This window comes from Pantoea phosphatilytica (assembly GCF_051025615.1).
In the GTDB taxonomy this organism is placed as follows: Bacteria; Pseudomonadota; Gammaproteobacteria; order Enterobacterales; family Enterobacteriaceae; genus Pantoea.
On record NZ_JBPFDF010000001.1, the window covers coordinates 1,497,194 to 1,521,758 of the forward strand.

Consider the following 24,565-nt stretch of genomic DNA (forward strand, 5'->3'; position numbering starts at 1 on the left):
TCAATGGGCGATAGTATTCTCTCCCAGGCTGAAATTGACGCCCTTCTGAACGGCGACAGCGGCAGCGCGGAAGAAGAAAAGAAACAAAGCGGGCCGGAAGGCGACATTCGTCCTTACGACCCGAATACCCAGCGTCGCGTGGTGCGCGAGCGTCTGCAGGCGCTGGAGATTATTAACGAGCGTTTTGCCCGTAGTTTCCGTATGGCGCTGTTTAACCTGCTGCGCCGCAGCCCGGATATCAGCGTCGGGACGATCAAGATTCAGCCGTATCATGAGTTTGCCCGCAACCTGCCGGTGCCGACTAACCTGAACCTGATCCACCTGAAACCGCTGCGCGGCACAGCACTCGTGGTGTTCTCACCGAGCCTGGTGTTTATTGCCGTCGATAACCTGTTTGGTGGCGACGGCCGCTTTCCGACCAAAGTCGAAGGCCGTGAGTTTACCCATACCGAGCAGCGCGTCATCCGCCGCATGCTGAAGCTGGCGCTGGATGGTTACAGCGATGCCTGGAAAGCGATTTATCCTCTGGACGTCGAGTATGTACGTTCAGAAATGCAGGTGAAGTTCACCAACATTACCACCTCACCGAACGATATCGTGGTCAACACGCCGTTCCAGGTGGAGATCGGTAACCTGGTAGGTGAGTTTAATATCTGCATCCCGTTTTCAATGATTGAACCGCTGCGCGAGCTGCTGGTGAATCCACCGCTCGAAAACTCACGTCAGGAAGATAACCACTGGCGTGACAACCTGGTCAAACAGGTGCAGCACTCTGAGCTGGAACTGATTGCACACTTTGCCGAAACCTCACTGCGTCTGTCACGGATCCTGCAGCTGAAACCTGGCGATGTGCTGCCGATTGAGAAGCCGGAACGCATTATCGCGCATGTGGATAGCGTCCCGGTCTTAACCAGCCAGTATGGCACGATGAATGGTCAGTACGCGCTCCGTGTTGAACACCTGATTAACCCGATTTTGAATTCGCTGAACGAGGAACAGCCCCATGACTGACAGTAATAAACCGTCTGACGATATCTCTGCAGACGATCTGTGGGCTGAAGCGATGAATGAGCAGGTCGGCAGCAGCAGCGCGCCGCAGACCGATGACGTTTTTAAATCATTCGACAGCGGCAACGTCGCTGGCTCGCTGCAGGATATCGACCTGATTATGGATATCCCGGTGAAGCTCACCGTAGAACTGGGCCGCACCAAGATGACGATCAAAGAGCTGCTGCGTCTGACGCAGGGTTCCGTGGTGTCACTGGATGGCCTGGCGGGTGAACCGCTGGATATTCTGATCAACGGTTACCTGATCGCGCAGGGGGAAGTGGTGGTCGTGAACGACAAATATGGCGTGCGCATCACCGACATCATCACCCCGTCTGAACGTATGCGTCGTCTGAGTCGCTAAAGAGCCACTGACTATGAACAGCCAGAATCAAACGCTGCAGACGGCGACGCCGCACGCGCAGGCGATCTCTACCGGCTCTATGCTGGCGCAGGTCAGCAGCGTCTTAGCCGTAATTATTCTGTTGATTCTGGCCTGCGCCTGGCTGGCACGTCGTGCCGGCTTCGCGCCGAAGAAAGTCAGTAGCCAGGAGCTGAAGCTCACCGCCAGCGTCTCCGTTGGCCAGCGTGAGCGCGTCGTGATTGTTGATACGGCCGATGCCCGTCTGGTGCTGGGCGTCACCGCGCAGCAGATTACCCATCTGCACACGCTGCCACCGGGTCAGCCGGTCTCCGTGACGCCGGACAATCGTGCGCCACAGGATTTTCGTCAGTTATTACAGAATCTGGTTAAACGTCCCGGAAAACCACAATGATGCGTCGACTGCTTGCTTTATTGCCACTGCTGTTACTGGCACCGGCTGCCCATGCCCAGCTGCCGGGTCTGGTGAGTCACTCGCTGCCTGGCGGCGGTCAGAGCTGGTCCCTGCCGGTTCAGACGCTGGTCTTTATCACCGCCCTGACCTTTATCCCGGCGGTGCTGCTGATGATGACCAGCTTCACCCGCATCATCATTGTATTCGGTTTACTGCGTAACGCCCTGGGCACCCCCTCGGCGCCGCCGAACCAGGTTCTGCTCGGTCTGTCGCTGTTTCTGACCTTCTTTATTATGGCGCCGACCTTCGACAAAATTTATCAGGATGCTTATCTGCCGTTCAGTCAGGACAAGATCAGCATGGATGTCGCGATTGAGAAAGGTGCTCAGCCGCTGCGTGACTTTATGCTGCGTCAGACTCGCGAGGCGGATCTCGCCCTGTTTGCCAGGCTGGCCAATACCGCGCCGATTGCCGGTCCGGAAGCCGTGCCGATGCGCATTCTGCTGCCAGCCTATGTGACCAGTGAACTCAAGACCGCTTTCCAGATTGGCTTTACCGTCTTTATTCCGTTCCTGATCATTGACCTGGTGGTAGCCAGCGTGCTGATGGCGCTGGGGATGATGATGGTTCCACCCGCGACCATATCGCTGCCGTTTAAACTGATGCTGTTTGTTCTGGTCGATGGCTGGCAACTGCTGGTCGGTTCACTGGCGCAAAGTTTCTACTCCTGATCCCCCTTTTTTACCGGAGCAACACATGACACCTGAATCAGTAATGGTAATGGGACAGGAAGCGATGCGCGTCGCCCTGATGCTGGCCGCCCCGCTGCTGCTGGCCGCGCTGGTCAGCGGCCTGCTGATCAGCCTGATCCAGGCGGCGACCCAGGTCAACGAACAGACCTTATCCTTTATTCCCAAGATCCTGGCGGTCGCCACCACCGGTATCATTGCCGGACCCTGGATGCTGAATCTGCTTCTGGACTACATCCGTACCGTCTTTACTAACCTGCCTTATATCATCGGCTGATGATTACTCTCGACAGCAGTCAGCTGGTTCAGTGGGTCAGCCAGTTCTTCTGGCCGCTGGTGCGCATCATGGCGTTGTTCGCCACCGCACCCATCCTCAGTGAACGATCTGTCAGCAAGCGTGTCAAAATCGGTCTGGCGGTGATGATCACCTGGCTGCTGATGCCGCTGTTACCTGCAGTGAATGTCACCCTGTTTTCTCCGGCGGGTTTCTGGCTGCTTATTCAGCAGATGCTGATTGGTATCGCGCTCGGCTTTACCATGCAGTTTGCCTTTGCGGCTGTGCGCTGCGCCGGTGAGGTGATTGGTCTGCAGATGGGCATCTCCTTCGCCACCTTTTTCGATCCCGGCAGCCGTCTTAACATGCCGGTACTGGCCCGTTTCCTCGACATGCTGGCGATGTTACTGTTCCTGACCTTCAACGGGCATTTATGGCTGATCTCGCTGCTGGCGGACAGTTTTCATACGCTGCCGATTGGCGGACACCCGCTGAATGCCAATGCGTTTATGGCGCTGGTGAAATCGGGCGGATTAATTTTCCTTAATGGCATGATGTTAGCGCTACCCTTAATCGTTTTGTTACTCATGCTAAATCTGGTACTAGGTTTGTTAAACCGTGTTTCACCACAGTTATCAATCTTCGCAATTGGCTTTCCGATTACCTTAACAGTCGGAATTTTAACCATCAGCCTGCTGATGCCCCTTCTCGCCCCGTTCTGCGAGCATTTGTTCGGGGAAGTCTTTGATTTACTCACCCTGTTCCTGACAGAACTATCCCGTCCCTGAACATTAAGTTTCTAACTACTTTCGTCTCATTAAACTTAAGTATCGCAAAACCATACGTGCATTTTCCGAACCATGTTTTTCAGAATGCAACTAAGGAAATTCTGATAAATGTGCGCAGAGTCTGAAAATAATTCTTATTAAACCGGGCTTCGCGTATTTTAGTTGGGTGGTTCACGGAAGCACTTAGACTGTGAATTGGCGGGCAAATCCGGTAAACCCATGAATTTGATAGAAAAAAAACTTTAAGTGATTTTTCTTGTTAAAAAATGTTTTTTCCGGCATTGTCATCGCACGCTGAGGCGTCACACTTTCGTAAAACAAATGCTTTTGAGAATTATCCTATCAGAAAACTCTGTGTTTTCAGGGATAGTGATTTTGCTCTCAAAAAACGCGTTTTACTTAACCTCCGGCACTTCACTGGCATTCCCCGCCACGGCCGGAGAATGTATGACGTCAGGGCAGCACAAAATTTTTGCAGAACGGGTCAGGGATGAAGACTTTTACGGGCGGTTGCCTGTTGCCAAACTGCACGAGCAGAATAAAAAAGTACCTAAGAAATCTCTCTCGTACCGCAACGCGTATTCATCGTTGATTTAAACGGATAACAAATTGGTGAGGGTCGCTATTATGCCAACTATTATTATGGATTCCTGCAACTACACACGCCTGGGATTAACAGACTACATGTCTTTAAAAGGAGTTAAGAAGAAGAACATCTCGTCTGTCTCCGATATTGAACAACTACAGCAAAAATGTGAGCAATTAAATCCTGGTGTCGTCTTTATTAATGAAGATTGCTTCATTCATGAGTCTGACTCCAGCGAACGCATTCGCAGCATTATTACACAGCATCCTGACACACTGTTTTTTATATTCATGGCGATCAGCAATATCCATTTTGAGGAATATCTCTACGTTCGTAAGAACCTGATTATTACGTCAAAATCGATGAAGACTTCGACCCTTGATTCCTTACTCAGTACCTATTTGCAGAAGAAGCTTAACCAGTCTGCGCGCATCTCTTCGGGCATGGATGTACATCCGCTGACGCTGAGCCAGACTGAATCAAACATGCTGAAAATGTGGATGTCAGGTCATGATACCATCCAGATTTCAGACAAGATGCAAATTAAGGCCAAGACGGTTTCGTCGCACAAAGGGAATATTAAACGCAAAATCAAAACCCATAATAAGCAGGTTATTTATCATGTTGTTCGTTTGACGGATAATGTGACCTCGGGTATTTACGTTAATATTCGCTGATTGTCGCAGCACAGGAACCGGCCTTTATGGCCGGTTTTTTATTGCGCGAAATTGCGATCTGCGTCTCACTCTGGCTGTTAAGTCTTCTGCTCCGGCTGCCGATGTTAAGTTTTATAACAATCAGCCTCATGAGAGCATGGATATGAACACTGCAGTAGATAATGATGGACAGAAAAGCGCGGGCCTCTGGCAGAATCTCCGTCTGGTGCCGCTGTTTAGCCTGATCTTCGGCGGCATTTTGCTGCTGTTTGCACTCTGTATCGGTGTCGCCAGTTACTTCCTGATTTTAAGCAATCACTCTCTTGATGATGCGACCAACGAGATTCAGGTTCGCATGGGCCTTTCAAACAGTTCGAACCATCTGCGTACCGCCCGCCTGACTATTATCCAGGCCGGTGCCGCCGCGCGTATCGGGGAAATGGATGAGTTTCGTGCCAATGTGGCAGCGGCCGAAAAACGCATCCAGCAGGCCAAAGAGGGCTTCGCCGTGTATGAAGCGCGGGAGGTAAAATCGCCCGCCGACACGGAACTCGATAGCAGCCTGAAGGCCCGCTTCAACGATTACATCACCAAAGGCCTGATCCCGATGATCAACGCCGGTAAAGAGGGCAGCTTCGAGGGCATTATCGCTCAGGAAACCGATGTAACCCGCAAGCTGGATGATGACTACAACGCGGTATTGCTGAAGGCGATTAAGATCCGTACTGACCGGGCGATGGCGATCAATGCGCAGGCGGACCATCAGTCGCGCGTCGGCTTTATCTCAATGGCGGTGGCCTTTGCCGCCGCGCTGGTGCTGGTGCTGATGACCTTTGTCTTCCTGCGCCGCGTAGTCATCACGCCGCTGCGCCTGTCGGTGCAGCGTATCGAACGTATTGCTCAGGGTGACCTGACCTCCCCGCCTCTGCCGCATGGCCGCAGTGAGATCGGCACGCTGATCTATAACCTGCAGCTGATGCAGCAGGCGCTGGTCACCACCGTGGGAACGGTGCGTGAAGGTGCGGTGGCGATCTATCAGGGTTCCAGTGAGATTTCTGCCGGTAACACCGACCTCTCGTCACGCACCGAGCAGCAGGCCGCCGCGCTGGAGCAGACCGCTGCCAGCATGGAGCAGCTGACCGCGACAGTGAAACAGAACGCCGAGAATGCACACCACGCCAGTCAGCTCGCGGCCGATGCCTCCGGCAAAGCGCGCAGCGGGGGCGAACTGGTGGGCAGCGTGGTGAAAACCATGAACAATATTTCTGGCAGTTCGAAGAAGATTGCCGAGATCACCAACGTCATTAACAGTATCGCCTTCCAGACCAACATCCTGGCGCTGAATGCGGCGGTTGAAGCCGCGCGTGCCGGTGAACAGGGTCGTGGCTTCGCGGTCGTGGCCAGTGAGGTGCGGAATCTCGCACAGCGCAGTGCGCAGGCGGCTAAAGAGATTGAATCCCTGATCGCCGAGTCGGTCACGCTGATTAATGACGGCTCGCATCAGGTTGGTGCCGCCGGCAACACCATGGGTGAAATTGTCGAAGCGGTGCGTCGCGTGACCGATATTATGTCGGAGATCGCGGCGGCGTCGGACGAGCAGAGCCGGGGGATTCAGCAGGTCAGCCAGGCCGTTACCGAGATGGATAATGTGACCCAGCAGAACGCCTCACTGGTGGAAGAAGCCACCGCCGCAGCCGCCTCGCTGGAAGATCAGGCAGGCAAACTGACCCAGGCCGTGGCAGCGTTCCGTCTGCAGGACGCGCCCGCCGCCCTCCGCACGCCTGCGCGTGAGGCGGCAGCGTTAAAGAGCCCTGCTATTGCCTCCCGTCCGGCGCTGGCCGCCGGTAACGATAACTGGGAAACCTTCTGAGTCAGGCGGCTGACACTGCGGCCACTTTAACCGAACAACCGGCCGGATGAGTGCGTGACGCCCGTCGCCACCCGGCCTCAGAGAGCAAAAAGCCGCCTTCCCGTTTTGCGGGAAGGCGGCTTTTTTACGTCACGTCAGGTTCAGGCGTCCTCGTAAGGCTCAACAAAAATCCCATCCGGCTGATGCAGCTCATTAAAGAACCAGATTCCCAGCGGGTAATCTTCGAGCGCGACCAGAAACATGGTGCCCTCATTAAATGGCTCCATAGCCAGAATAGTGCCGGTGCGGCGCGGGCCGCCATCGGTTTTGACGCTGACGCGGTCATTGACCTTCATTATCGGTTCTCCTGATGAGTAGCTGAATACAGTCTAAACGAAGAACCGTGGCGATGCAGCGCGTTAGCGACGGGCAATCACCCAGACAGCATGAACGATACCAGGAATATAACCACAGAGAGTCAGCAGAATATTCAGCCAGAAAGCGCCGCCAAAACCGACCTGCATAAACACGCCCAGCGGTGGCAACAGGATAGCGATAATAATTTTTAAGATGTCCATAACCCTTCCTTTAGGTGTTGAAATAAATCAGCTTTATCTTCAACTATAGCTGAATCTGCTCTCTTCAGGCGAAAAGTCAGGTAAATCTGAGTAAGGTTACACCTTTTCGCTTTCCTGACAGTTCGCTGCCGGACTTCTGACGTGCCGGGCCGTTACACTCATCCTGCTGCTGCCCCCCCAGAGGTGCAGCCAACCTGTTAGTAACAAGGATTTTGCCCGCGCAGCGCGGGCTTTTTTTCTGCGATCTGCCTGGACTCCCCTTTTACTGCCGCGTTCTATACTGATCACTCTGTTTGCATCCGGAGGTCAGCACATGACAGACGAAAAACAGCACAGCGACGGGCAACCGTCCGAACTGAAGGTGGATATCGAGGGATTACTGGCGGCGATTCAGGCCAGGACATCGGGAGAGGTGCGGGATTATATGGAGCAGGAGCAGGCGCCACGGCTGGAAGCGGATGGCCGGATTTTCCACTCTTACAGCGAACTGGCTGAGGCATTCGAAATCGATATCTGCGATTACCGCGCCAGTGAAGCGAATCGCTGAAATCGATTTCAAAAAAATACCCGGCGGGATGGCCGGGTAAAAATTCAATTCGTTACACCAGGGAATTCTTAACACCTGTGCAGATTACGCTATCCCACAGGCGAAACAAGCACCTGATATGCACATTTCTGCACCCTATCCGGAAATTTCAGTTCTGAAGTTACCGAAAATACCGCGTCAGACAGCCACTTAGCCTCTGCGCACTTCGCGCACGTCGCCTGTTCCGGCACAAATTTTTAAGATTAATCCTGGATTCATCGCAGACGGCGCATTAAAAAAAGTGTGCGCCAGATTCAACTATAATATTGAAAAATCGCTGCTTTAGCCGCGAACGTGATGAAAGGAGCCTGTTAATGCCCACTCTCCATCAACCGTTAATGATCGTTACCGACCTGGATGGTTCATTGCTCGACCATCACACCTATCGCTGGGATGCGGCCAGCGAATGGCTTGCCACGCTGAAACAGCAGGCCGTGCCGCTGGTGATCTGTTCCAGTAAAACGGCCGCCGAGATTATTCCGCTGCAGAAAAGGCTGGGTATCAGCGGCTCGCCCTTTATTGCGGAGAACGGCGCCGTGGTACAGACGCACGATCAGCAGCGGGTTCGCCTGGATGACACGCAGACCTATGAGGCGATCTGCGAACGGCTGGCCGCCATGAAAGCCACCTGGCGCTTCACCGGTTTTCATGACTTCTCCGACCCGGACGTGGCTTCGATGACCGGCCTGAGCGAGGCAGATGCGGCGCTGTCGCGTCAGCGCGACGCCTCCGAGGTGGTGGTCTGGCGCGACAGTGAGGAGGCGCTGGCGCAGTTTCGCGAGGCGCTGGGCGCTGAAGGCCTGGCCCTGACTCAGGGTGGCCGTTTCTGGCATGTGATGCCCGCGGGCTGCGGCAAGGGCCAGGCGCTGCGCTGGCTGCTGGATCACTCACCCGGTGAGTCGCGCGTCACCATCGGTCTGGGCGACGGGCCCAACGATGCCCCGATGCTGGATGCGGTGGACTACGCCGTGGTGATCCGGGGCTACAGTAAAACACCGGTCACCCTTACCCGCACCGATCAGCAGCAGGTTTATCACACGGCGCATCACGGCCCCGAGGGCTGGCGTGAAGGGCTGGACTATTTTTTGACTCAACCTCAATAAGCTGCCCGCGGGCATTAAAAGGATGATGCGATGAGTGACTTTTATCAGAATGGCGTAATCACCAATTTCCACAATCTGACCCACCGCAGCGTGGAGTCGCTGGAAAAAGAGATGGTACGCTTTGCCCGCAAACGCAAAATGGGGCTGATCCTGCCATCGCTGTTTTCCGAACTTGAAGGCCCGGCACTGACGAATATCGTCGATGAGCTGGCGAAAGTGCCCTATCTGGACGAAATTGTCATCGGTCTGGATCGGGCTGACCGCGACCAGTTTCTCTATGCGCGCGAATTTTTCTCCCGGCTGCCGCAGCGGCATCGCATTCTGTGGAATGATGGCCCGCGTCTGAAGGCTATTGATGCCGAGCTGGATAAGGAGGGTTTATCCCCTACCCAGCCCGGCAAGGGACGTAACGTCTGGTTCTGCACCGGTTATACGCTGGCATCCGACCGCACCAGCTGCGTCGCCCTGCATGACTGCGATATCGTCACCTACGAGCGCGGAATGCTGGCCCGCCTGCTCTACCCGCTGGCTAATCCGGCCTTTCAGTATGAGTTCTGCAAAGGCTTCTACGCACGCGTGGCCGACGGCAAGCTCAATGGCCGCGTAGGACGGTTGCTGGTCGGCCCGCTGCTGCGCTCGCTGCAGAAAGTCTACGGTCATTCCGAGTATCTGGATTATCTGTCGAGTTTCCGCTATCCCCTGTCCGGCGAGTTTGCCATGCGGACGCATGTGCTGAACGGCATCAAAATTCCGGGAGACTGGGGGCTGGAAATCGGTGTGCTGTCGGAGATTTACCGTAACTATACTACCCGCCAGTCATGTCAGGTGGAGATCGCCGATAACTACGATCACAAGCATCAGCCGCTGGCGGAAGATGATGGCACCGGCGGCCTGAAACGTATGAGCAGTGACATTGTTCAGTCGCTGCTGCGTAAGCTCGCCACGATGGGTGTGCCGCTGACCAGTGACTCGTTCCGGGTGCTGAAGGCGACCTACTACCGTAATGCGCTGGATATGATGGAAACCTATAACCATGAGGCGGCGATGAACGGCCTGAAGTTTGATCAGCATGTCGAGGAAGCGGCGGTGGAGATGTTCACCCAGTCGATCCTGGAAGCGGGTCAGGCCTTTATCGAACGGCCTAACGACAAACCGTTTATTCCGAGCTGGAGCCGGGTGCAGTCTGCGTTCCCGGATGTCTTACAACGCATCTACCAGGCCGTTGAAGAGGATAACGACGGCAACGTCTGAAGCTGAGCGGGCGGCACAGAGTGTGCCCGCCACAGCGTTTTGCTCACCGGGCCTGCCTGGTCGTCAGACCTGCAGGCCTGAGCCCGCCAGCTGCTGCGCCGGTGCTGTCGCACACAGCTCATCGCTGCGGAAAGCTTCACTGCGCATCGCGTAGCCGTCATACCAGCGGCACTCGACCATGCCACTGGCGTAGCCGGTCACCACCATTGTCTGGCCCTCTTCCTTGTGTTGCACTTCCTCACTGATTGCAAAAACCATGATGCGCTCCTTTTACGAATGTTAATAACCGGGGTGATGATTTCCTTTATAGCAGGCGAACGGGGTTCCTGCCTGTTAAGGCACGCAAAAAAAGGGCAAATTCAGAATTAAGCAGAGAGATATGCGGAAAATAAACAAAGCGGATAAAAAATATTACCCGCTTTGAGGAAAGGTTAAGGCGCTGACGTCAGATCTTGCACCCTTCGCAGTCGGCTTCGTCACCGAGATCGTCCGGCACTTCGCTGGCTTTTTTCTCCGCTTTCGCTTCAGCCTGCTCCAGTTGTGCGTCAATATCAAATTCAAACATGTCGTCGTTCATCGTCATTCTCCTGACCGTAAATCACAGTGCGCTTTATACCGATTTTCCGCGCACTCTGGCAATAAGGTTAACCACTAACAGCACGATCGACCCAATGATAAAGCCGAGCACCAGGTTAGCACCGTTGCTGAGCAGCATCGCGATCCAGCCATTGAAGCCGCCGCTGACCTCTTCAATCATATGATGCAGTGGCGCGATGCCGTGCACCACAATGCCGCCGCCGACCAGGAACATCGCAATCGTGCCGACCACCGTGAGGATCTTCATCAGCCAGGGCGCGGCAGCCAGCAGCACACTGCCGATGCCCTGTGCCAGGCGGGACGATTTTTCACGCAGCCAGAATCCCAGGTCATCGATTTTCACAATCGCCGCGACGATGCCATAGACGCCGATAGTGACCAGAATCGCGATGCCCGCCAGAATAATCACCTGATTCAGCAGCGGGGACTCTGAGACGATCCCCAGGGTGATGGCGACGATCTCCGCAGAGAGAATAAAATCGGTCCGCACCGCACCTTTGATTTTTTTCTTTTCAAACTCTGCCGCGTTCTGATTCGCCAGCGAATCCAGTCGCTGCTGACGCGCTTCCGGTGATTTGCTCTGCCTGTCGTGCTGCAGGCTGTGCAGCACCTTTTCCACGCCTTCGTAGCAGAGATAGGCACCACCAATCATCAGCAGCGGCGTGATCAGCCAGGGCGCAAACGCGGAGATGATCAGCGCCAGCGGCACCAGAATCAGTTTGTTAAGAAACGATCCTTTGGCCACACCCCAGACCACCGGCAGCTCGCGATTGGCTTTGACGCCCGTGACCTGCTGGGCATTCAGTGACAGGTCGTCACCCAGCACCCCCGCCGTTTTTTTCGCCGCCACTTTGCCCATGACGGAAATATCATCCAGAAGTGTTGCAATATCATCAAGTAAAGTGAGTAAACTGGTTCCCGCCAAAATCTTATCCTTAGTCTGGTTCGTTATGTTGACAACATGGGCAGCGCTCAATTTCCGTCACGGTCATCTCGGCGATGCCCTCACAATCCCACTCTACCCGCACCGTCTCACCTGCTGTGCCTTCCGCATGCAGATATTTACTGACCGGACTTTCGGTCATGCCGGTGATCGCCTCCGTGGCAATCAGTCTCTCGCCGCTATAGACCCGCGCGGTCGCTTTGGTGTTGACCATCCGCTCGTCACGGATCTGATAAAGGCGTTTTACCGTCAGTTTTATGCTGCTCATTTCGGCCTCCTGGCCACGGAGAAAGCGCAGATCTAACCAATTATGTCCGGGATTAGCAATCTGCGTGGTAATGATGAATGCCCTGATGATCGATCTCGGCGCTCTCTGACATCACCAGCAGCCACTCCTCCAGCCGCTCCAGCAGATCCTGATCCGTCAGGCGCAGTCTGCCCCGCAGCGCACACTCCCAGATGATCAGCACCTTCCAGCCCGCCTCCTGCAACTGGCGTACGTAACGCCGATCGCGCTCAACGTTACTGTTAATTTTTCCGGTCCAGAACTCGGTGCGCGTTGCGGGCAGCTTAAAGAGATAGCAGTGATGACGATGCCAGAAGCAGCCATGCACAAAAATAATTGCCTGCTGGTCGGTCAGAACGAAGTCGGGCCGTCCCGGCAGATTTTTATCCTGCACGCGGTAGCTGAAGCCACGGTCTTTCAGCAGCAGCGCAATACGCTGCTCAATGGCCGTATCCTGAGCGCGAATCGCACGCATATTCTTGCTGCGTGTTTCGCTGGAGTGAACATCAGCCATAACCTCTCCTTTTTTGCTGGTTATGTAACTTTAGCCTGCGCCGCGAAAAGCGAAAGTCGCCGCCGGTTGACTCTGGATGCGGGGCCGTAAAAGCAGAAGATTCCGGGGTGCCACTGCAGGGCACATCCCGGAATTTCCCTGCAGCGCCGGGAGTGATAGCATAGGCGCCTTACTGTTAAGGAAAAATGCATGCATCCCGCCCTCCTCGCTGAACCACTCTCTGCCGCCCCTTCCTCTGCCGATAGCGCTGAACTCGTGCAGCAGGTGCTGGAAATCTATTCGGTGCGTGATCTCACGGCCCGCCTGCAGCAGGCTGGCTTTACCGGCTGGACGCCAGCCCTGCTGAACCGGGTACGTCAGGGTAAAAGCGCCCTGCCACCGCTGTGTGAGGCAGAGTTGCTGCTGCTGCAGTCACTGCTGCCGTCGCGGCCCGCCCATTATGACGATCCCGAATTCCGTTTTATCGATCTCTTTGCCGGGATTGGTGGTATTCGCAAAGGCTTTGAGGCGATTGGCGGCAAGTGCGTTTTCACCAGTGAATGGAACAAAGAGGCGGTGCGCACCTATAAAGCGAACCACTACAGCGATCCGCTGGAGCATCACTTCAATACCGATATCCGTCAGGTCACCCAGCCGGAAGGGCTGACCGGTGATGACGAGATCTATCGGGCAATTGATGCCGCCATCCCCGATCATCAGGTGCTGCTGGCGGGTTTTCCCTGCCAGCCCTTTTCACTGGCAGGCGTCAGCAAAAAGAATGCGATGGGTCGCGCACATGGCTTTGAGTGTCAGGTTCAGGGCACGCTATTTTTCGATGTGGCCCGCATCCTGGCTGCCAAAAAGCCGCCGTTCTTTGTGCTGGAAAACGTGAAGAACCTGAAAAGCCACGATAAAGGCCGGACCTTTGCGATTATCATGGAGACGCTGGATGAACTGGGTTATGACATCGCCGATGCCGGTGCTGTCAGCCCGGACGCCAAAGTGATCGATGCACGTCACTTTCTGCCCCAGCATCGCGAACGCATTGTGCTGGTGGGCATCCGTCGCGATCTGAAAAAGCAGGACTTTACGCTGCGCGATATCCGCCGCTTCTATCCCGCGCAGGTGCCGACCCTGCAGAGCCTGCTGGAGCACGCCCCGGACGACAAATATATCCTGTCGCCGGTGTTGTGGCGCTACCTCTATGAGTACGCGAAGAAACATAAAGCCAGAGGCAACGGGTTTGGTTTTGGCCTGAACGACCCGCGAAATCCTGACTGCTGCGTGCGAACGCTGTCAGCGCGCTATTACAAAGATGGTTCAGAAATCCTGATCGACCGTGGCTGGGACAATGCGCTGGGAGAAGCAGCGTTTCAGGATGCGGAAAATATGGCCCGCCGTCCGCGTCGTCTCTCGCCGCGTGAGTGCGCCCGCCTGATGGGGTTTGATGTGCCAGGCCAGGCGCCCTTCCGCATTCCGGTATCAGACACCCAGGCGTATAAGCAATTTGGCAATTCAGTTGTGGTGCCGGTGTTCGCCGCGGTGGCTCAGCTCCTGCTGCCGCATATCCGCCAGCTGACCTCGTCATCGCGCTGAATCGCGCTGAAAAAAACCCGTCTTTCGACGGGTTTCTGTTTTATTTCTTTTTCTTACCCTGCTTCTTCAGCAGCAGGCGAATCTGCTTCAGCTCGGTCGCGGTCAGCCCATCAGCCTTTTCATCAGCAGACGTTGCTTTCTCTGCTGACTCTTCAGTGATGTCCTGACTATCAATGGCCGGATGCGGATGCGTTTCCAGGCTGGCCTGTAAGCGCTGCACAATCTCCTGGCTCATTGAAATCTGATTTTCCAGCGCCAGCTGTTTGATCGTTTCTTTCAGTTCAGGGTCAATTTTAATCGTTAAATTAACAGTTTCGGTCATTGCGCCACTCCTTTTTGTTATTGCTACACGCTACCGGATGACCGTTTCGATTAACATACTGTCATAAAAATTTAATATTCGGTGCGCAACGGGGTGAAATCCCGCAGCACACCCTCATCGATTCCCACCAGATTGCCCTGGAGTTCGGCATAGAGCTTGGCCATGTACCGCACCAGAAAATCTGCGTTGTGTTCTGCCAGCATGCGACCCGTTTCCGTGTGCATTGTCTCCGGCAGGCGCAGCAGTTTCTTCTGGAAGTGATCCAGCGTCCATTTGACGTCATTCAGCTCGCGGTCTTTGCCCAGGGGATCCTGGCTGTCGAACAGCGGACGGTTAAGCGCACCCGCGGTATAAAAAACCCGCGCCAGCCCGATCGCACCCAGCGACTCCAGCCGGTCAGCATCCTGCACAATTTTCGCCTCCAGCGTCTGCGGCGGAATGCCGGCGCTGAAACTGTGCGTTTTCACGGCATGCATGACGGCTTCAATGCGCTCAGCCGGGAAGTCAGGAAAGTCCTGCTGCAGAATGCGCTGGGTTTCCGCTGCGGCATACGTTGAGGCGAGATGACGCTCCGGGTGATTCTTGGGCAGATTAACCACATCGTGGAAATAACAGGCGGTAAGCACCACCAGCGGATCGGCCGGTGTGCCGGTCATGATTCGCTGTGCGCTCATCCATACGCGCCGCAGATGGGCGATATCGTGTGCGCCATCATCGTGGATCCAGTTCGCCTGAAACCAGCTTTCGTAACGAGTCTGCCAGAGTGTAAGTGACATAGTCTGTCTCCCTGTAGTGATCGACAGCGGTTTCTCTGTCGTGATCAGTGCGCGAACGGCAAGCCATCATAGCGACTGGCTAATGACACTTTTTTTACAGTGCGGTCGAAAAGCGCGGCGCTGCCAGCGATTTCTGGCAGAAAAATGAGATCTGGATCATCTGTATAGCATCTCTGTTACACAATAACCGCAATTTCGGCGGTTTTCAGTCTTTCCTCAGTGAATTGCTGCTAAGAAAATTAGTTTAACAGGCGTAATGTTTTGTTCTGTCTGAGAACCCTTTACGGGTCCGTTTAAACTTTTTTTTTCATCATCGGTGATTGTAAAATTATGTGTGATGACAGGGGAAAAAAGCTGAAAAGGTTCCTATTTTTACCGTTATAACGTACTGTATCCGTGCTCTTCATCGCTTTCTGCCGCCTGGACAGAGAGCGTTGGTGCGCTTTTTGCATTTTGCTGGTTTTCAACTATCAAAGTGGCACTTTCAAAGTGACTGTCAGGCGACAAATTATTAAGCAGAATGATTTAAAGCCTTTATGATAACTCTCAGATGTGAAGCAAATGGACGTTTACAGCAGTAACCGGGTTCTACTAATAAAAAGAGGTAATCCATGAAAGAACGGCCGATTCTTTTTTCCGAACAGCGTGTTCGTGCCCTGTTGGTTGGCCAGCAAACACAAACCCGGCGCATTATGAAAACGCAGGCTTTTGGTCCGGGACAGGATCATCACGAAGGCGTACACGCTTTCGATGTGAGCGCGAACCATCTTCATGGCTATAAGATGATGTCGATGACGGACATCAGCTACCAGTGCCCGTATGGCAAACCCGGCGACATTCTCTGGGTGCGTGAAACCTGGCGTGGTCCCATGGTGCCAGAGCACGATCTGGCAGAATATGACCGCGACCCGACGCCGTTTCGTCAGCCGGAATTTTGCCAGTACCGGGCAGACAGCAACGAACTGGGTCAGCATGCGATGAGTACGCCGGAAGCCGAAGAGTTTGGCTGGCAGACCGCCATCCACATGCCGCGCTGGGCCAGCCGCATCAATCTGGAGATTACGGGCGTACGTGCGGAAAAAATTCAGGATATCAGTGAAGATGACATCATGGCGGAAGGCGTACAGACCGATTCGCACTTCCTCAATAATTTCTTCACCATGAACGTCAATTCGGAGTCGCCCAAAGAGGCGTACCGCAAAGCGTGGCAAAAACAGTACGGTGCCACCAGCTGGGAAGTTAACCCCTGGGTCTGGGTCATTGAATTTCAGCGTGTTGAACGCAAATAACCCGCCAGAACCGCGCTTTGCGGGTTAAATCACAGACAACGGCCGCGCTAACGGGTTGAATAGGCCTTCAGCCCTTAAGTCAGAATCTGATGCCAGCATTCGATGCTGGCATTTTTATGTCTGGCGCGTCAGGATAGCCAGAGAGTCCGGTTCTGTGCAGGAGTTACGATGTTTAAATGGCCCTGGAAAACGCATAACGACAGGCTGGTTGCCTTGCCCTGGCAGCAGGGACTGGCGCAACCGATCTTCAGCCCGCTCAGTGAGGCCGAGCGGCAGACGCTGGTCGCGCTGGCGACGCGCTTTCTGCAACAGAAAAAGCTGGTGGTGATGGAAGGCGCTGAGCTGGATGAACTGCGCAGCGTGCGCATCGCCCTGCTCTTCTGCCTGCCGGTGCTGGAACTGGGCCTGGAGTGGCTGGACGGTTTTCATGACGTACTTATCTATCCTGAACCGTTCAGCGTGGCGGATCAGTGGCAGGATGAGGATGGGCTGGTTCACAGTTCACCCGCCGTTCATGCCGGACAGAGCTGGACGCAGGGGCCGGTGGTGCTCAACTGGCTCGATATTCAGGATTCGTTTGATCTCTCCGGTTTCAATCTGGTCATTCATGAAGTGGCCCACAAGCTGGATGCACGCGGCAGTGGTTACACCAGCGGCGTGCCCATGATGCCACTGCGCGATGTGGCGCAGTGGGAAAAAGATCTGCGTGCCGCGATGGCAGAGATTGAAACGGAAGTGGAACTGGTCGGTGAACAGGCAGCGACTCTCGATCCCTACGCCGCCAGCGATCCGGCGGAGTGCTTCGCCGTCCTCTCTGAATACTTTTTTACGGCCCCGGTTCTGCTGGCTGAACGCTTTCCGTCCATGTATCAGCATCTTCAGCACTTTTATCAGCAGGACCCTCTGAGCAGAATAACCGCAGAGACGGCCCAAAGTGCTTAAATCGTGATCGCTTTGCTTTAAAGCTAGCCAGTTGAATGATAATGTATTTTTTGCTGTTGACACCTTCGGGCGACGTCGTTAATATTCGCCTCGTTCCAACGATTCCTCTGTAGTTCAGTCGGTAGAACGGCGGACTGTTAATCCGTATGTCACTGGTTCGAGTCCAGTCAGAGGAGCCAGATTAGAAAAAGCAGATATCTCCGGATATCTGCTTTTTTGCTTTTCGAAAGCCGCAGATTTCTCCTGCGCACGCTTGTTGTCATCTCCCCTGCCGATAACGAAAAAGCCGCTGGCGTTAATTTTCTGCACAGCCACAATTCCCTATTTCACCGGGCTACAGGCAAAGCGATCCGCTATAAACCAGCCGTCAAAACAGACCGGCTGGCTTAGTCGACTGACAATATTATTCAGGGATCGTCAGCACCTGACCCGGTGCAATATGATCCGGGTTACTGAGGATGCCCTTATTCGCCTCAAAGATTTTCATATATTGTGCGCCATCATTGTAAAACTGTTTAGCAATTGCGCTCAGCGTATCACCGGACTTCACGGTATAGCTGCGCGTGCCCGCTGCCGTCGCGGGTTTATCTTCAACATTTTTATCAACAGCATTTAACAACTCACCGCCAATATTTTTAATATTATCCAGAATGCTCATATTTACTCCCCTATCGTTTCTGAAACGTTTACTTTAATTAAAAAAACAGGATTGCCAGACAATTACTTCGCGGCGTACGATACACCCGCTTTAATTTTGTGGATTAAACCACTGTTAAACGCGAATTAATTTTATAAAAAGAGGGATGTTGAGAATGGGTATATTGTCATGGGTTTTATTCGGACTGCTTGCCGGTGTCATCGCCAGATGCATCATGCCGGGCAAAGAGAACATGGGTATTTTTATGACCATTGTTCTGGGTATTATCGGCGCGCTGATTGGTGGTGCGGTCAGTACGGCGCTGGGCTTTGGCCAGGTCAGTGGTTTTAATATTTTCAGCATCGCGATTGCCACCGTCGGTGCCATTATTGTGCTGTTCGTTATTCATAAAATCAGAGCGTGCAAGCAGGCGTAACGGATTAATTTTCAGGGGATAGCAGAATGAGTTTACTGGATACGGTGCTGGCGATGTGCGGCCTGAATAATCAGACCAGTCAGGAAGTGAGAGGCGTGCTGGAGTGGGTTGAGCAGCAAGGCGGATTGCACACGATCGTCAGTCATCTTCAGAACGGCGAGTACAGCGAAGTGGTTAATTCCTGGCTCGGCGATCAGCAGAACGTTGCCCTGAGCAGCGATCTGGTGCAGAAGATGATTAACTCTGAGGCCATTGAACAGCTCGCTGCACGAATGGGCATTAACACCAGCGACGCACTGAACCTGCTGGTAAAATATCTGCCTCAGCTGGTTGATAAAGCCTCTTCCGCAGGCGTAATTGACAAGAAAGCCGATTTAACCGGGCTGGTCAGTCAGTTAACACACTAAGCGTAAGGCAACCGGGGGATAAAAGCCTGCGGCTAAAGTAGTGGGCTTTTATCTTTTGGGTTGGGTGTGTCAATAAGAAAAACAGGAAGAATTTACCCTGGTGTGGTTCGGACCGACACAACTACCCACTGCATATCATGCAACGTCGAAAAACCGGAATAGCTGTCACTGACTTCCCTCTGAAAAATAATGTATTTTATTTTTATAAATAATATTCCCCCACACCATGATTCACTCAGCTTCTGATAAAAATTTCACACTTCTGAGCAGAGCATTAACGTCAGACCTTTAACGATTAAAAAATGATACAAAAGCCATAAAAGAGGCTGCACCTGAACTAATAACTAAAAGGAAAAATCTATTCGGTGGCAAATGTGAACATCTGACTTAAGGCTGTTTTTCCTTCGACGCAATAGCTTAAGGCTGACTTAGACGAATAAAACGGTGAAGATATCCACATAAAACCCACCGGACTACACCTTTCCCCACAAATGAAAAAGGCCCGCGGAATAGCGAGCCTTTAACCGGAAAAAACAAAGCCACCCTTATTTTTCATGGTAGCGATGCACGGCCGGATAATATTCCAGTCCATAAAGCTGGCCCAGCGGCAGCAGCAGTTCAACATTGATATCATGCCCGGCTGCCTCTGCCGCAGAACCACTCAGCAGCTGCTCAAACCAGGCTTTCAGTTTCTGTTTCATCTCAGGTTCTCCGCTTCAGTTGATGCCCTGAGTAAACCCGCTTGCACGCGCCAACAGAAGCAAAAATTTCTGCGCTGCTTATGCCAGAAATGACAAAGCGGATTCTGACTGGCTGAAAGCCCGCTTCAGGCTGGCTACTGCGTGATCAGCGTAACCCAGTTGGCGCCCTTCCCTGCCGGCGCTTCAGCGACCCGTGTGAGCGTGCCGCGGGCGGAATCGATGGCGTAGCTGCCAATGACGGCACTCTTCTCTCCGCTGACGATCAGCCATTTACCCTGCGCATCAATCGCAATACTGCGCGGCTGTCTCTCGACCGGCCAGCTGCCCGTCAGGGTTAATTCGCCCGACGGCTTATCGACCCGATAACCCGTGACGGTGCTGGAGGTGCGCTCGGTCACAAACAGAAACCGCCCGTCCGGCGTGATTTTAATGTCTGCCGCCCAGATGCGCGGCGTCGGATCGCTGTAGCCCGCCGGACGCTGCACCCCATGCTGCAGGTTATATTGCTTTGCCACCGCGTTCGGCCAGCGTTTCAGTTCTGTCAGGGAGCCATCCGCTGCACGCCGGAACTGGGTGATGGTGCCGCTCATCTCTGCGAGGTTATAGAGGAAACGGTTATCCGGCGAGATCACAGAATGCCGCGCACCGCTGTTCTTCTCACCCTGGACAAAACCGGTTCCCAGCGGCGTTATCACCCCATCAGCGCTGAATCGGTACTGCAGCACCCGATCCGCACCCAGATTGCCCACATAAAGCGACTGATTGCTGACGTCGGTGATAACCGAGTGGGCGTGCGGCCCGGTCTTCACCTCACTGGTCACCTGCGCTGTCACTACACCCTTATCATCAATCCGGTAGCTGATGACGATATCGCTGTCATACGAGGCGGCGAGCAGATAGCGACCCTGTCTGTCGGTGGTGATCCAGGGAAAACTGGCGGACACCGGCGTCACCGCCTGCTTCTGCAGCACACCCTGTGGCCGGGTCACGCGCCAGCTGACGATCGCATAGGGCGGCGTGCGCAGCGCACCATAGAGATGTTCACCATCCGGGCTGGCCACCAGCGGCATAATCTTTTTCCCGGCGGGGGTATCGCCCTGCCATGTCAGGCCGCCATCTTTCTCACTGAGCTGATAGCGGGATACCGTGCCGGATTCAGCGTTCGACACATAAACAAAGGTTGTCGCCCACAGTGGGCTGCTGCAGAGCAGTGGCAACAGGGCCAGCGCCGGTTTAAGACGGGTCATAGGGTCACCTCGATAAGTTTGATCTGCGCCAGTGCGCAGCAGGGTTTACGCTAACCCGGTGAGGCGAGAGTGGCTTTGTGCAACCGTCTGAAATCAGGCGCGAAAGTCTGGAGATGTGACGGCGCAGGGATTTCTGATAGTGCCTTCCCCCGCCGCCGGAGGAAGGCAAAGGCGCTAACCGGTTTTCTCGATCATTTTCTGATAGCGGTTGAGCCATTTACCGCTGTTGAGTCGCCACCAGAAGAAAATCCCGCGCACCGTCCAGTCCAGGAACATCCCGAGCCAGACGCCGGTCACGCCCATCCCGAACTGGATGCCGAGCAGATAACCGACCACCACGCGCGCACCCCACATGCTGAACATTGACACGTACATGGTATAACGCGCATCGCGGGCGCCTTTAAGCCCGGCGGGTAACACCCAGGAGGCGGCCCAGAGCGGCATAAACAGTGCATTCAGCCAGAGCAGATGCTTCGTCACATTAATTACTTCCGGATCGCTGGTATAGAAACGCGCCAGCAGCCCGGCCAGCGGCACCGTCAACAGCGCAATGGCACTCAGACAGGCCGTTGCCAGCCAGAATACATGCCGCACCTGACGCTCCGCCTGGAACACCTGATTCCTGCCCAGGCGGGTACCGGTAATAATGGTCGACGCCGACCCCAGCGCATTGCCCGGCAGGTTAATCAGCGAAGCGACCGAGAAGGCGATGAAGTTACCGGCAATCTCGCTGGTGCCCATGCCCGCGACAAAGACCTGAGTCAGCAGTTTACCGCCGTTAAACAGCACGGACTCGATACTGGCAGGCACGCCGATCCCCAGCACTTCCATCAGGATGCTGCTGTTCCAGCGCCGGAAGTAGCTCGACAGCGTGATTTTCAGCGAGGCGTTGAAGCCGATCATCAGCACATAGATCACCGCAATCGCCCCGATATAACGGGTGATGGTCAGCCCGAGTCCAGCCCCGACAAAACCTAAACCGTCCCATGAGAAGCAGCCGTAGATCAGCACGCTACTGATGATGATATTAAGGATGTTCATGCCGCCGTTTATCAGCATCGGGATTTTGGTGTTTCCTGCGCCCCGCAGCGCCCCGCTGCCGATGAGCGTAATGGCCGCCGCCGGATAGCTCCAGGCGGAGGTCTGCAGGTAGCTGAGTGCCAGGGCTTTCACTTTCGGGTCTGCGGCTCCCGCTATCGCATCGACGATCAGATGACCCCAGAACTCGATAGCGATCACCAGCACAAAGGCGAAGATTGTCATCATGGCCAGCGACTGACGCGTAGCGGCCCGCGCCCGCTTACCGTTGCGTTTAGCAAGGCTGAACGCCACCACGACCGTAGTGCCCAGATCGATAGCGGCAAAGAAAGAGATAATCACCATATTGAAGCTGTCGGCCAGGCCTACGCCCGCCATCGCCTCTTTGCCCAGCCAGCTGACCAGGAAGGTGCTCAGCACACCCATCAACAACACACAGGCGTTCTCGAAAAAGATAGGCACTGCCAGTGGCGATATTTCACGCCAGTAGAGCGTGCGATAAGAGCGGCGTTTCGGATACCACGCCGTGCGTCTGATCGCCTGCATCACTGCTACGCCGGGATTTTGCAAAGGATTACCAAATCAGAAGAGACTGACGAGATATTATGATGATAGGGGTCAGAGAAATATGCAAAGTCTTTCCGGTGGAAATTAATCATAGTTACAAACTTTTTAGGGTCGTACCGGCAGATTCTGTCGCAGTGCGCTGCCAGCTTCAGTCGGCCTGACGATTTCCCTGCCGTGACGCTGTGTTACCTGACGCTGATGTTACGGCGTATTAAGTGTCCTGCTGCTGCTTCAGGGGGCATTTTCCTCCCTGGATCCTAAAGGTTTCCTTAACGACTTTTTATGTTCTCTTTTCTGCCGTCGCGTCGCGCTGATCAGATAACGCGCGATTTCCGCGTAAAATAAAAGCAACTCAATATTCTTCACCAATCCCGGCAACAAACCCGCTAAGCTTGGGGCAAATCGCGGAAAAAAATGGAAGGAGAAACCATGCCGACACAACGGAAAAACCTGACCAGCCAGCAGGCGCTGGATGAACTTGAACGCCTGTATGAGGGCGCTGTTGAGGCGCTGCGCGCGGCGATTAAAGCCTTTACGGAAAACGGCACACTGCCCGATGCCGACAAGCGGGCGCAGGGGCTCTTTGTTTACCCCGAGCTGCGTATCACCTGGCACGGTGAAGGGCCACAGCAGAACCGCACGCGCGCCTGGGGACGCTTTACCCATACCGGCAGTTACAGCACCACCATTACCCGTCCGGCGCTGCTGCGTCACTATATTGCGGAACAGCTTCAGATGCTGGAGAAGGAGTATCAGCTGGAGATTGCCGTGGTGCCATCCAGCCAGGAGATCCCCTATCCTTATGTGATCGACGGTTCCGATCTCTCCCTGGATCGCACCATGAGCGCCGGTATTGCTCGCCATTTTCCGACCACCGAGCTGTCACAGATTGGCGATGAGACGACCGATGGCCTGTTCCACGCAGATGCACAGTTCCCGCTGTCGCACTTCGACGCGCTGCGCACCGACTTCTCTCTGGCGCGTCTGCGTCATTACACCGGCACCAGCGTAGAGCACTTCCAGCCGTTTGTGCTGTTCACCAACTACACCCGTTATGTCGATGAGTTTGTGCGCTGGGCGATTGAGCAGGTGCGCGATCCCAGCACCCCTTACGACAGCCTGGCCTGTGCCGGTGATGTGGTGCTGACCGCCGACACCACCGACAGCGAATCGATGCTTTCGGATCTGGCGTGGAAGAGGCATCAGATGCCCGCCTGGCACCTGACGTCACCGAATCGCCGTGGTATCACGCTGATAAACATTGGCGTCGGCCCGTCGAATGCCAAAACCATCTGCGACCATCTTGCCGTCATGCGTCCGCACGCCTGGCTGATGATTGGTCACTGTGGTGGCCTGCGCGAGAGCCAGCGGATTGGTGATTATGTACTGGCCCACGCCTATCTGCGTGACGACCATGTGCTGGATAGCGTGCTGCCGCCGGATATTCCGGTCCCAAGCATCGCCGAAGTGCAGCGCGCGCTCTATGACGCCACCAAAGCGGTGAGCAACATGCCAGGCGAAGAGGTGAAGCAGCGGCTGCGCACCGGCACTGTAGTGACCACGGATGACCGTAACTGGGAGCTGCGCTACTCGGCGTCGGCGCTGCGCTTCAACCTGAGCCGCGCGGTCGCGGTAGATATGGAGAGCGCCACCATTGCCGCCCAGGGCTATCGCTTCCGTGTGCCTTACGGCACGCTACTGTGCGTTTCCGATAAGCCGCTGCACGGTGAGATCAAGCTGCCGGGTCAGGCAAACCGTTTCTATGAGGGTGCGATTTCAGAGCATCTGCAGATTGGTATCCATGCGGTTGAGCTGCTGCGGGCTGAAGGCGATAAGCTGCATTCCCGTAAGTTGCGGACCTTTAACGAGCCGCCATTCCGGTAAGATTTTGCTGCTGGCGAGGGTTCGTCTGGTGGCGGTGCAGGGTTGTTGCCTGAACGGGCGTTAAGCGGGTTTCGTTCGCGTGGTGAAGGGGGCCGTTTCGGACCCGCTTCAGCAGGCAACCGACAAGGGGGCGCCGGTCGCCGCGTCCCCCTGACCCCGGC

Annotated in this window: 30 protein-coding genes and 1 tRNA gene; 18 read left to right on the forward strand and 13 right to left on the reverse strand. The window is 54.7% G+C overall.

Going from position 1 to position 24,565, the window contains the following annotated elements; all coding sequences use genetic code 11:
* Positions 1-3: 3 nt before the first annotated feature.
* The 8 genes from fliM (at position 4) to ACR6AS_RS07410 (ending at position 6,746) form a co-directional block, all read left to right on the forward strand.
* A complete protein-coding gene (fliM, locus tag ACR6AS_RS07375) occupies positions 4-1,011 on the forward strand; it encodes a flagellar motor switch protein FliM (RefSeq protein WP_293771461.1) in 1,008 nt (335 codons plus the stop codon).
* Entirely contained in the window at positions 1,004-1,411 is a 408-nt protein-coding gene (gene fliN / locus ACR6AS_RS07380; RefSeq protein WP_003854471.1) for a flagellar motor switch protein FliN, read from the forward strand. The genes fliM and fliN overlap by 8 nt, the downstream gene beginning before the upstream one ends.
* 13 nt (positions 1,412-1,424) lie before the next feature.
* A complete protein-coding gene (gene fliO, locus ACR6AS_RS07385; protein WP_111142211.1) occupies positions 1,425-1,823 on the forward strand; it encodes a flagellar biosynthetic protein FliO in 399 nt (132 codons plus the stop codon).
* On the forward strand, positions 1,823-2,554 hold the full coding sequence (fliP, locus tag ACR6AS_RS07390) for a flagellar type III secretion system pore protein FliP (protein WP_111142214.1): 732 nt from the start codon (positions 1,823-1,825) through the stop codon (positions 2,552-2,554). Before fliO ends, fliP begins: the two co-directional genes overlap by 1 nt.
* Before the next feature lie 25 nt (positions 2,555-2,579).
* The gene (fliQ, locus tag ACR6AS_RS07395) at positions 2,580-2,849 is read left to right on the forward strand and encodes a flagellar biosynthesis protein FliQ (RefSeq protein ID WP_003854466.1); all 270 of its coding nucleotides are present in this window, start codon (positions 2,580-2,582) and stop codon (positions 2,847-2,849) included.
* Positions 2,849-3,634 carry a flagellar biosynthetic protein FliR gene (gene fliR, locus ACR6AS_RS07400; protein WP_367395571.1) on the forward strand — a complete coding sequence of 262 codons (786 nt, stop codon included), beginning with the start codon at positions 2,849-2,851 and terminating at the stop codon, positions 3,632-3,634. The genes fliQ and fliR overlap by 1 nt, the downstream gene beginning before the upstream one ends.
* 627 nt (positions 3,635-4,261) lie before the next feature.
* Positions 4,262-4,897 carry a transcriptional regulator RcsA gene (gene rcsA / locus ACR6AS_RS07405; RefSeq protein WP_009089542.1) on the forward strand — a complete coding sequence of 212 codons (636 nt, stop codon included), beginning with the start codon at positions 4,262-4,264 and terminating at the stop codon, positions 4,895-4,897.
* Between the two features lie 142 nt (positions 4,898-5,039).
* Positions 5,040-6,746, forward strand: coding sequence for a methyl-accepting chemotaxis protein (locus ACR6AS_RS07410; RefSeq protein WP_111141205.1), 1,707 nt, complete (start codon positions 5,040-5,042; stop codon positions 6,744-6,746).
* Positions 6,747-6,886: 140 nt separating this feature from the next.
* Here ACR6AS_RS07410 and dsrB read toward each other — a convergent pair whose 3' ends face one another.
* Positions 6,887-7,081, reverse strand: coding sequence for a protein DsrB (gene dsrB / locus ACR6AS_RS07415; RefSeq protein ID WP_111141182.1), 195 nt, complete (start codon positions 7,079-7,081; stop codon positions 6,887-6,889).
* A 63-nt stretch (positions 7,082-7,144) separates the two neighbouring features.
* On the reverse strand, positions 7,145-7,303 hold the full coding sequence (locus ACR6AS_RS07420; protein ID WP_111141183.1) for a YqaE/Pmp3 family membrane protein: 159 nt from the start codon (positions 7,301-7,303) through the stop codon (positions 7,145-7,147).
* 313 nt (positions 7,304-7,616) lie between these two features.
* Here ACR6AS_RS07420 and ACR6AS_RS07425 point away from each other — a divergent pair, with 313 nt between their 5' ends.
* The 3 genes from ACR6AS_RS07425 (at position 7,617) to ACR6AS_RS07435 (ending at position 10,243) form a co-directional block, all read left to right on the forward strand.
* On the forward strand, positions 7,617-7,850 hold the full coding sequence (locus ACR6AS_RS07425) for a DUF2525 domain-containing protein (protein ID WP_111141184.1): 234 nt from the start codon (positions 7,617-7,619) through the stop codon (positions 7,848-7,850).
* A gap of 353 nt (positions 7,851-8,203) precedes the next feature.
* Positions 8,204-8,992 (forward strand): mannosyl-3-phosphoglycerate phosphatase-related protein, encoded by a 789-nt coding sequence (locus ACR6AS_RS07430; RefSeq protein WP_111141185.1) that lies wholly within the window; start codon positions 8,204-8,206, stop codon positions 8,990-8,992.
* Between the two features lie 30 nt (positions 8,993-9,022).
* Entirely contained in the window at positions 9,023-10,243 is a 1,221-nt protein-coding gene (locus ACR6AS_RS07435; protein WP_111141186.1) for a glycosyltransferase family protein, read from the forward strand.
* Between the two features lie 63 nt (positions 10,244-10,306).
* On the opposite strand, the gene ACR6AS_RS07440 is transcribed toward ACR6AS_RS07435, so the two are convergent.
* The 5 genes from ACR6AS_RS07440 to ACR6AS_RS07460 form a co-directional block, all read right to left on the reverse strand.
* Positions 10,307-10,501, reverse strand: coding sequence for a YodC family protein (locus ACR6AS_RS07440; RefSeq protein ID WP_434161605.1), 195 nt, complete (start codon positions 10,499-10,501; stop codon positions 10,307-10,309).
* 187 nt (positions 10,502-10,688) lie between these two features.
* Positions 10,689-10,820: a hypothetical protein gene (locus tag ACR6AS_RS07445; protein ID WP_003854444.1), complete on the reverse strand. Its 132-nt coding sequence runs from the start codon at positions 10,818-10,820 to the stop codon at positions 10,689-10,691.
* Between the two features lie 33 nt (positions 10,821-10,853).
* Positions 10,854-11,765: a DUF808 domain-containing protein gene (locus tag ACR6AS_RS07450; RefSeq protein WP_434161606.1), complete on the reverse strand. Its 912-nt coding sequence runs from the start codon at positions 11,763-11,765 to the stop codon at positions 10,854-10,856.
* A gap of 10 nt (positions 11,766-11,775) precedes the next feature.
* Positions 11,776-12,051: a hypothetical protein gene (locus ACR6AS_RS07455; RefSeq protein WP_293771487.1), complete on the reverse strand. Its 276-nt coding sequence runs from the start codon at positions 12,049-12,051 to the stop codon at positions 11,776-11,778.
* 52 nt (positions 12,052-12,103) lie between these two features.
* A complete protein-coding gene (locus tag ACR6AS_RS07460) occupies positions 12,104-12,583 on the reverse strand; it encodes a very short patch repair endonuclease (RefSeq protein ID WP_111141190.1) in 480 nt (159 codons plus the stop codon).
* Positions 12,584-12,772: 189 nt separating this feature from the next.
* Here ACR6AS_RS07460 and dcm point away from each other — a divergent pair, with 189 nt between their 5' ends.
* Entirely contained in the window at positions 12,773-14,158 is a 1,386-nt protein-coding gene (dcm, locus tag ACR6AS_RS07465; RefSeq protein WP_111141191.1) for a DNA (cytosine-5-)-methyltransferase, read from the forward strand.
* 40 nt (positions 14,159-14,198) lie between these two features.
* Here the strand turns inward: dcm and ACR6AS_RS07470 are convergent, their stop codons facing one another.
* Together ACR6AS_RS07470 and ACR6AS_RS07475 are read right to left on the reverse strand one after the other, a co-directional pair.
* Positions 14,199-14,480 (reverse strand): Arc family DNA-binding protein, encoded by a 282-nt coding sequence (locus ACR6AS_RS07470; RefSeq protein WP_111141192.1) that lies wholly within the window; start codon positions 14,478-14,480, stop codon positions 14,199-14,201.
* 71 nt (positions 14,481-14,551) lie between these two features.
* Entirely contained in the window at positions 14,552-15,256 is a 705-nt protein-coding gene (locus ACR6AS_RS07475) for a phosphohydrolase (protein ID WP_111141193.1), read from the reverse strand.
* A 611-nt stretch (positions 15,257-15,867) separates the two neighbouring features.
* On the opposite strand from ACR6AS_RS07475, the gene ACR6AS_RS07480 reads away from it, so the two are divergent.
* The 3 genes from ACR6AS_RS07480 (at position 15,868) to ACR6AS_RS07490 (ending at position 17,666) form a co-directional block, all read left to right on the forward strand.
* A complete protein-coding gene (locus ACR6AS_RS07480; protein ID WP_111141194.1) occupies positions 15,868-16,545 on the forward strand; it encodes an ASCH domain-containing protein in 678 nt (225 codons plus the stop codon).
* 168 nt (positions 16,546-16,713) lie between these two features.
* Complete coding sequence (gene mtfA, locus ACR6AS_RS07485; RefSeq protein WP_233499002.1) at positions 16,714-17,487, forward strand: DgsA anti-repressor MtfA; 774 nt, start codon at positions 16,714-16,716, stop codon at positions 17,485-17,487.
* Positions 17,488-17,590: 103 nt separating this feature from the next.
* Positions 17,591-17,666, forward strand: a tRNA-Asn gene (locus ACR6AS_RS07490).
* Between the two features lie 224 nt (positions 17,667-17,890).
* Here ACR6AS_RS07490 and ACR6AS_RS07495 read toward each other — a convergent pair.
* Positions 17,891-18,145: a LysM peptidoglycan-binding domain-containing protein gene (locus tag ACR6AS_RS07495; RefSeq protein ID WP_111141196.1), complete on the reverse strand. Its 255-nt coding sequence runs from the start codon at positions 18,143-18,145 to the stop codon at positions 17,891-17,893.
* A 154-nt stretch (positions 18,146-18,299) separates the two neighbouring features.
* On the opposite strand from ACR6AS_RS07495, the gene ACR6AS_RS07500 reads away from it, so the two are divergent.
* Both ACR6AS_RS07500 and ACR6AS_RS07505 read left to right on the forward strand, forming a co-directional pair.
* Entirely contained in the window at positions 18,300-18,560 is a 261-nt protein-coding gene (locus ACR6AS_RS07500; RefSeq protein WP_111141197.1) for a GlsB/YeaQ/YmgE family stress response membrane protein, read from the forward strand.
* Between the two features lie 26 nt (positions 18,561-18,586).
* Positions 18,587-18,967: a YidB family protein gene (locus tag ACR6AS_RS07505; protein ID WP_293771502.1), complete on the forward strand. Its 381-nt coding sequence runs from the start codon at positions 18,587-18,589 to the stop codon at positions 18,965-18,967.
* Between the two features lie 545 nt (positions 18,968-19,512).
* Here the strand turns inward: ACR6AS_RS07505 and ACR6AS_RS07510 are convergent.
* The 3 genes from ACR6AS_RS07510 to ACR6AS_RS07520 all read right to left on the reverse strand — a co-directional run bounded on the left by ACR6AS_RS07510 (position 19,513) and on the right by ACR6AS_RS07520 (position 22,499).
* Complete coding sequence (locus ACR6AS_RS07510; protein WP_167498253.1) at positions 19,513-19,668, reverse strand: hypothetical protein; 156 nt, start codon at positions 19,666-19,668, stop codon at positions 19,513-19,515.
* Positions 19,669-19,802: 134 nt separating this feature from the next.
* Complete coding sequence (locus ACR6AS_RS07515) at positions 19,803-20,915, reverse strand: lactonase family protein (RefSeq protein WP_434161611.1); 1,113 nt, start codon at positions 20,913-20,915, stop codon at positions 19,803-19,805.
* Between the two features lie 174 nt (positions 20,916-21,089).
* Positions 21,090-22,499 (reverse strand): EmmdR/YeeO family multidrug/toxin efflux MATE transporter, encoded by a 1,410-nt coding sequence (locus ACR6AS_RS07520; RefSeq protein ID WP_128084378.1) that lies wholly within the window; start codon positions 22,497-22,499, stop codon positions 21,090-21,092.
* A 450-nt stretch (positions 22,500-22,949) separates the two neighbouring features.
* On the opposite strand from ACR6AS_RS07520, the gene ACR6AS_RS07525 reads away from it, so the two are divergent.
* Complete coding sequence (locus ACR6AS_RS07525) at positions 22,950-24,404, forward strand: AMP nucleosidase (protein ID WP_434161613.1); 1,455 nt, start codon at positions 22,950-22,952, stop codon at positions 24,402-24,404.
* The last annotated feature ends 161 nt before the right edge of the window (positions 24,405-24,565 follow it).